At 38.5% G+C, this 6403-nt stretch carries 6 protein-coding genes and 4 tRNA genes; 4 read left to right on the top strand and 6 right to left on the bottom strand.

All coding sequences use genetic code 11. The features are described from left to right. Window positions 1–131: 131 nt before the first annotated feature. The 4 genes from NZD88_RS14645 to NZD88_RS14630 all read right to left on the bottom strand — a co-directional run bounded on the left by NZD88_RS14645 (window position 132) and on the right by NZD88_RS14630 (window position 646). Window positions 132–213: transfer RNA gene (locus NZD88_RS14645), tRNA-Leu, on the bottom strand. A 182-nt stretch (window positions 214–395) separates the two neighbouring features. Continuing rightward, a tRNA-Leu gene (locus tag NZD88_RS14640) sits at window positions 396–479 on the bottom strand. Between the two features lie 5 nt (window positions 480–484). Further along, window positions 485–560, bottom strand: a tRNA-Gly gene (locus NZD88_RS14635). 4 nt (window positions 561–564) lie between these two features. Beyond that, window positions 565–646: transfer RNA gene (locus NZD88_RS14630), tRNA-Leu, on the bottom strand. A 172-nt stretch (window positions 647–818) separates the two neighbouring features. Between NZD88_RS14630 and NZD88_RS14625 the strand changes: the two genes are divergently transcribed. From NZD88_RS14625 to NZD88_RS14610, 4 genes are read left to right on the top strand one after another with little or no spacing between them, the layout of a single operon-like run. Beyond that, the gene (locus tag NZD88_RS14625) at window positions 819–1196 is read left to right on the top strand and encodes a DUF3127 domain-containing protein (protein WP_034739828.1); all 378 of its coding nucleotides are present in this window, start codon (window positions 819–821) and stop codon (window positions 1194–1196) included. A gap of 60 nt (window positions 1197–1256) precedes the next feature. Then, window positions 1257–1910: a leucyl/phenylalanyl-tRNA--protein transferase gene (gene aat / locus NZD88_RS14620; protein ID WP_259830101.1), complete on the top strand. Its 654-nt coding sequence runs from the start codon at window positions 1257–1259 to the stop codon at window positions 1908–1910. Then, window positions 1897–2784: a DMT family transporter gene (locus NZD88_RS14615; RefSeq protein ID WP_259830100.1), complete on the top strand. Its 888-nt coding sequence runs from the start codon at window positions 1897–1899 to the stop codon at window positions 2782–2784. Before aat ends, NZD88_RS14615 begins: the two co-directional genes overlap by 14 nt. A gap of 45 nt (window positions 2785–2829) precedes the next feature. Beyond that, window positions 2830–3693 (top strand): hypothetical protein, encoded by an 864-nt coding sequence (locus tag NZD88_RS14610; RefSeq protein WP_259830099.1) that lies wholly within the window; start codon window positions 2830–2832, stop codon window positions 3691–3693. Window positions 3694–3741: 48 nt separating this feature from the next. Here NZD88_RS14610 and NZD88_RS14605 read toward each other — a convergent pair whose 3' ends face one another. Together NZD88_RS14605 and NZD88_RS14600 are read right to left on the bottom strand one after the other, a co-directional pair. Further along, complete coding sequence (locus tag NZD88_RS14605) at window positions 3742–5121, bottom strand: tetratricopeptide repeat protein (protein ID WP_259830098.1); 1380 nt, start codon at window positions 5119–5121, stop codon at window positions 3742–3744. 208 nt (window positions 5122–5329) lie between these two features. Next, the gene (locus NZD88_RS14600; RefSeq protein WP_259830097.1) at window positions 5330–6301 is read right to left on the bottom strand and encodes a quinone oxidoreductase family protein; all 972 of its coding nucleotides are present in this window, start codon (window positions 6299–6301) and stop codon (window positions 5330–5332) included. Window positions 6302–6403 lie beyond the last annotated feature (102 nt).

Here is a 6403-nt window from a genome sequence, read left to right as displayed (position 1 = left end):
CGCTTGACGTACCGGGTTTCTAAATGTTCTTCCATAACGATTCTTTTTTTGTGTATCGATATTTCAGGACTAGACATGGTATAAAACAAAAAACTCCCTGTAAATAATACAGAGAGTTTTATTTTGCTGAGTGCGGATGAAGGGACTCGAACCCCCACGCCTCACAGCACCAGATCCTAAGTCTGGCGTGGCTACCAATTACACCACATCCGCTGGTTGTTTATTCTTTATTTAAGAGCTTACTTCCTTTTGAGACTACAAATATAGAACTTTTTGTCTTAAAAGAAGAGCTAAAAATATAAACATTCACAAAAACTCAATAAAGGAATAAACGTCTTTTAAACCTTCTTAAAACTAAAAAACTCTCTGTCGAAAAATTCTACAGAGAGTTTTAGTACCCCGGGCGGGACTTGAACCCGCACGTTCTTACGAACACAGGATTTTAAGTCCTGCGTGTCTACCAGTTCCACCACCAGGGCAGGTGTGGAGCGAAAAACGGGATTCGAACCCGCGACCCCAACCTTGGCAAGGTTGTGCTCTACCAGCTGAGCTATTTTCGCATAGTGCGGATGAAGGGACTCGAACCCCCACGCCTCACGGCACCAGATCCTAAGTCTGGCGTGGCTACCAATTACACCACATCCGCTGGTTTTTGTTTATTTTAAAGAGCTTGCTTCGTTTTTGTGAGTGCAAATATAGGACATTTTCCTTTACCTCCAAACTTTTCATTAAAAAAAATTAAAATTCATAGATTTTTTTTCTGTCCCCCCTATTATTACATTTCATTTTCTTACTTTTACAACGTTAATAATTACAATATGGAATTACAAGGAACGGTAAAGAAACTTTTTGATGCTCAGACATTTGCAAGTGGTTTTCAAAAAAGAGAAATGGTTATTTTAACCCAGGAACAGTACCCACAGCCGATAAACATAGAATTTTTGTCTGATAAGATCAGTTTATTAGATAATCTTAAAGAAGGTGAAAATGTAAAAGTGGGGATCAACATCAGAGGAAGAGAATGGGTTTCTCCACAAGGCGAAACTAAATATTTCAATTCTATCACAGGATGGAAAATTGAAAAAGTAATGGATAACGGATCTGAGCCTACTCAGGCTTCTCCTTCTCAATCTGCATCTCCTGTTTCCAACGAAAACCCTTTCGCTGGCGATGATGACGATGATTTACCTTTTTAATTAAAAAATAAGATCAAATATAAATCCTGCTTTCACAAGTGGGATTTTTTTTCCAAAAAAATGGTCCGACTAGACGAAAACGAGATTTCATTCCCCGATCCTGAACTTTATGACGGTCACGAAGGCCTGATTGCCTTTGGTGGCGACCTGTCTATAGAACGTATCTGGTTCGCTTATCAGTTGGGAATTTTCCCGTGGTATAATCCGGGAGAGGAAATACTGTGGTGGAGCCCTGACCCAAGGTTTGTTCTGTTTCCTGATGAACTGAAAGTTTCAAAATCGATGCGGAAAATACTGAACAGATCTGTTTTTACCTTTTCGGAGAACAAAAGTTTCAGAGAAGTTATCCAAAACTGTCAGCAGACCAGCAGAAAAGAACAGACGGGAACCTGGCTTTCGGACGAGCTGATGGAATCTTTTATCAAACTTCACGAATACGGTCTTGCCAAAAGTATAGAAGTATGGCAGGATGGAGAACTGGTTGGCGGATTTTACGGACTTCAGATTGGCAATGTGTTCTGTGGAGAAAGCATGTTTGCGAAAGTGAGCAATGCCTCCAAAGCAGGCTTCATCCATTTTGTAGAAAGTAATAAAGAAGTACTTGATCTCATTGACTGTCAATCTCATACAGAACACCTGGAAAGCCTGGGCGCAAAAATGATTCCTAAAAAAGAATTTTTAAAAATCTTACACAAAAACAATGAACGCAGATAAGGAAAAATGGATTCTTCTGATTGTATTAACAGTTATCTGGGGATCATCATTTATTTTGATCAAAAAATCTCTGGAGCATTTCAATCCATACCAGGTCGGGGCACTAAGGGTTTTGATTGCAGGAATTATATTAATGCCAGTCGCGATTTCTAAATATAAACTGTTTCCTAAAAAGCATTTGAAATGGCTCATTCTGGCTGCATTTACAGGAAATTTCATTCCGATGTTCCTCTTTCCAATTGCGGAAACGGAGGTGAGCAGCAGTGTTGCGGGAATTATCAATTCTATGATGCCCATTTTCGTGATCATTGTGGGGGCTTTAATCTGGAAGTTTGAAACTACCAAAAGGCAGATCGTAGGAACGATGATCAGCTTTGCTGGTGTCTGTTTACTGGCATTCGGCGGAGACGGCGAGGGCGGAAAGTTTAAACTGATCCCTATCTTACTTCTTTTATTAGCCACATTATGCTACGCAGTAAGTACCACAACGGTAAAATCTAAGTTGATGGGCGTTTCCTCAACTATATTATCAGCTTTTGTTTTCTCCTTTGTTTTGTTTTTACCTTCTCTTTTTGCTTTAACATGTACCGGATTCTTTTCGACATTCAGTTTTAATGAAGATCATATGCTGGGACTGATGTTTGTGGGTCTGTTATCCATCTTCGGAACGGGATTGGCCATGACATTGAATTACCGGCTACTTAAAGTATCCACTCCACTTTTCGCCTCAACAGTAACACTGCTAATGCCGATCGTTGCTATTATCTGGGGCTTTTTGGATGGTGAAAAACTAAGTATCTTACAGTTTGTAGGGGCAGGTATCATTATTGGCGGATTAATTTTTTTAAGGTCTAAAACAAAAAATAAATCATGAGGTGTTGAAAAATAATATATCTTTGGGCTCTTTAATTTATAAATCATGAAAAAAATTATTTTATTGGGTTCAATGTCCCTACTTACATTATCTTGTGGTTCCGATGACGACGATAACACCGTTTTAGACACCACCAATCCTTCTTTACAAAGCGTCATTCTTCCGGTAAAAATCAGTACCGATGGCGAAAGCATGAAAATCAACTATGATGGTACTAAAATCTTAAATATCACAAATCCCACTAATTCAGGTGATAAGATTATCTTTACTTATGCCGGTGATTTCGTTTCCAACATCAAGTTTTATGAGGATAACATACTTCAGTCTGCTACTGACTATACGTATACCAATAACCTTATGACTAAAGCTATTAATACGGAATACTCCAATTCAGGGGCAGCAGAATATATTGTAATTCATACATATACTCATGTTAACGCTAACCAGATCAATGCAAAGAGACAGGTTCTTCACGGACCTAGTACCAATTATGTAATCAATAGTGTATATAACTACAGTGGCGGGAATTTAGTAAGTGCTCCGGGAAGCGGATCAGGAACAAGCAACGGTGTGACGACCAACTATAATCAAGTAGCCTCTTATACTTATACTGATAAAAGCTATCCTTTCAAAAATGTAAAAGGATTTGATAAAATTATATATAATGGTGACATGAGTGATGGAGTATCATACATGTTTTCTAATTTAAAGAATAATATAAGTTCTTATAAAGAAACCGTGTCTTATACTTCTACAGGAAGCACAGGTACCAGCTACACAGCTTATAAGTTTACAACAACTTTTAGTTCAAGCGGCTATCCTCTTTATGAAAGCAGACAGCCTACAGATGTGAATGGAGTCCCAACTTCATCTCAACCTGAAATTTACACTTACGAGTATAATCAGTAAAAAAATAAAAAATCCTGCATTTCTGCAGGATTTTCTTTTTATTTAAAGTTAATTCTTCTTTTTCACTTTTGCTTTAACCTTCTTGACCTCATCTTTGATGAACGGATACTTTTTCTGCATATCCGGAGCCAACGACGGGTCTATATTTAATGCTTTCTGAAGAGATTCCGCTCCTTTTTCCGGTCTTTTAAGATTGAAATAACAATTGCTCAGCTGATAATAGAGCTCTGCTCTGTCGTGCACCTTCAGGGCTCTTTCCAAAATGGTCACAGCCTCTTCATATTCTCCCAGAAGCATCAGCACTTCTGAATAGGCATACCAGTTATAAAACCTCGTGGGTTCTGCATCTACCAGCTTTTTCAGACAGCCAAGGCTTTCCTCAAATTTCCCGGAATCTATGAACAGAAACGCCAGTCTTTTCTGATAATCAAGATTATCATCATTCAGGTGGGTGGCTTCTTTTGCAAAATGCAACGCTTCTTTCATTCCTCCCATTTCCTCATACAGGTAAGACTGCTCCATCATCGCAAGATAAAACTGCGGGTCTTCTCTCAATGATTTCTGAAACGCATTAAGAGCCATGATAGACTGTTTCTGCGCTTTGTAGCATAGTCCTATCTTGTAAAAAGTAAATGCTTTGGTATATTCCAGCTCAAGCATTTCTTCATAGACTGTCACTGCTTTCTGATATTGTCCTAAAGCTTCGTAACAGGCTGCTTTATTAGCATATACTCCTACAGAGTTTGAATTGATCGCCAATAGATAATCATACCCTTTGATGGCTTCTTCAAAATTCTTTCTGTTGAAATAAAATTGTCCGTATTCAAACCATGCGGTCTCGGAGTAAGCAAATTCATCTAAATATTCATTAAGAAAGGCAATAGCCTCCTCGCTCTTATTCAGATCGCTGAAGCAGATCATACAGTTTTCAAGTGAATACTCGTCTGTAGGATCTTCTTTCAGAGCTTTTCTGTAGTGTTTAAGAGCGTTAAAGGGATCTCCCAAATTCACATATTCATCCGCAATAAAGTTGTGAAGGAAGTTCTCTTCTTCTTTCAGTTCTAAAGCTTTTTTACAGATGTCAATGGATTTTCTAGGGTTTCCCAGGCTCGAATAATACTTCGCATAGCAAACTAAAAAGTCTGTATTCTCCATCGATGCCCCTTTCAGTTCATCGATAAGTTCTTTTGCGGTATTATAGTCTTCCCATTCCAAAAGAATCTCAAGTCTTTTGATCTTGATATCTAATGAATTCGGGTGAAGCTTAAGTCCATAGTTAACAGCATTGTCTGCGTAGTTAAAATCTCCCAGCTCCAAATAATAAACAATAATGTCTTCCAATTCTTCGGTATCGAAGTAGAATTCATCATTATTTTCCATCATTTCCTCGAACTTTTTTACAAGTTCATTTCCAAAATACTCTTCCAATAGTGTCGTCTTTGTCGGCCCGATGTCTGAATATACTTACAAACCTCGGCAAACTTTATTAATTAATAATAACTTCTGAAACTGACATTCAAATGTTTATGCAAAGTTGCAACTTTTTTTTGAATTAATTTTTCATAAATTTCTATAATAAAGATAGTAAAAAAAGAAAACACATAAAAGGATTGTGGATAAATAACGCAAATTGTGGTTAAATAGTTATAACGAGCCTTTTTCCGGCAGGAATTTCAGAATTCCAGACCGATTCTATCTCTTTTATCGCGACAATTTCTGTCTCTATTGTTATCTTCCCTTCTACGGCTGCCTTAAACATTTCAGGAATGATTTCAGTGAACAGCAAATGGAATTCTTCTTTCGTCCAGCTTCCCAATCCGGATCCGGAGATCTGAATGTCTGTTCCTCTCAGGATCTGCGAAGACAGCTGAATGGTATCCCCGCTCATTCCGCCTACTGACACTAATCTGGTTTTGTGGGAGAATGTTCCGTCCCCTTTAAGAGCAGAGAGGATCATTTCCACAGAATGTCCCCAGAGATAGTCTAAGATAATATCAACAGGGGTTTCATGTTGAATCTCTTTTATTTTGTTTTTAAAATCCTTGTCCTGCAGTTTTAGGGAAACCACTTCATCTGCTCCCAGCTCAATAAGTGACTGTAGAGATTCTTCATTTCTTCCCGTAGCAATAATCTTTTTAGCTCCGTATAGTTTTGCTATCTGAACCGCGATTCTTCCCGTCACTCCGGTTGCTCCATTGATAAGAACGGTATCACCCGGCTTCATTCCCGCCCTGAACTTCAATCCCATTGCAGATCCCATTACTGCATTGGGTAATGCCGCTGCCGTAGCAAAGTCCATTTCTTCCGGTACAGGGATCGTAAATCCTTTTTCGACATTCACTTTTTCGGCTGTAGTTCCTTTTTTACTGAAAAAATAGATTTTTTCACCATTTTCAAGATATCCGGCTCCATCTGTTCCGATAATTTTAGGCTGGGGCACTTCATTACTTACGGAATAATGGCTTCCGCCTGCGATAGCTCTGTCGAGGTTTTTAACAGATGCGGCTTTAACCGATACCTGTACTTCATTGTCTTTAGGTGTTTCCGGATCCGGGAAATCTGTGTATTGAGGAATGTTTCCTTTTTCAAATACGACTGCTGCTTTCATTATTTTAAATTTTTATACAAAATTAGGATGAGAGCGGCCTGTGGTGCAATAACATTTGTTATCAGATTGAAGAAGAGTTTTGTGGAGGGAAGAAGGGAGAGG

It is taken from the genome of Chryseobacterium pyrolae, from assembly GCF_025153485.1.
Lineage (GTDB): Bacteria > Bacteroidota > Bacteroidia > Flavobacteriales > Weeksellaceae > Chryseobacterium > Chryseobacterium antibioticum.
This window is presented reverse-complemented; position numbering and strand designations above follow the sequence as displayed.

What these genes read in the sequence shown, in the direction of transcription:
- NZD88_RS14625 (WP_034739828.1), top strand. Translation starts at nt 819, where the DNA reads ATGGAATTACAAGGAACGGTAAAGAAACTTTTTGATGCTCAGACATTT.
- NZD88_RS14615 (WP_259830100.1), top strand. Translation starts at nt 1,897, where the DNA reads ATGAACGCAGATAAGGAAAAATGGATTCTTCTGATTGTATTAACAGTT.
- NZD88_RS14600 (WP_259830097.1), bottom strand. Translation starts at nt 6,301, where the DNA reads ATGAAAGCAGCAGTCGTATTTGAAAAAGGAAACATTCCTCAATACACA.
- aat (WP_259830101.1), top strand. Translation starts at nt 1,257, where the DNA reads ATGGTCCGACTAGACGAAAACGAGATTTCATTCCCCGATCCTGAACTT.
- NZD88_RS14610 (WP_259830099.1), top strand. Translation starts at nt 2,830, where the DNA reads ATGAAAAAAATTATTTTATTGGGTTCAATGTCCCTACTTACATTATCT.